A 428-nucleotide genomic window follows, 5' to 3' on the forward strand; every position below is an offset into this window, starting at 1 on the left:
AATCCCTCAGGTCCCGGGGATAGCTTTTCTGCAGCTCAGTTCTGCTAAATATATATTTAAGGTTTTGCGTGCCCAAATCAGCAGTGTTGTTAATGATATCAACGTTGTCAATAAGTGCAAACATAACGACGGCATTATTACGCAAGGTCGTTTCAACCTGATTAATATCGAGCTTGGCATCGCCGTCAGGTTTATTACCGGTATTATCATCAGCACGATTACCTAAATTATTGGACTGCGTAAAGCTATAGTTCACGTTAATGCCATAAGGGGTTTGCTCAGTTTGCAGGGATATTCCCTGCTTAATAAATTTGCCATAGGGCAAGTTGCCAAGGAGGTTTCTCACATTAACGTGATCCCCGACGTATTTGCTTTTGAATTGCATCAGCGCCGCTGTCTGATAACCGCTGCTGTCTGACCTTGTGGTC

1 protein-coding gene is annotated in these 428 nt (G+C 43.5%); it reads right to left on the bottom strand.

Going from position 1 to position 428, the window contains the following annotated elements; all coding sequences use genetic code 11:
• Positions 1–428: DUF4825 domain-containing protein (locus DOT_RS01515; RefSeq protein WP_040410917.1), on the bottom strand; the 428-nt coding region annotated here is incomplete at both ends.

It is taken from the genome of Desulfosporosinus sp. OT (assembly GCF_000224515.1).
Taxonomy (GTDB): domain Bacteria; phylum Bacillota; class Desulfitobacteriia; order Desulfitobacteriales; family Desulfitobacteriaceae; genus Desulfosporosinus.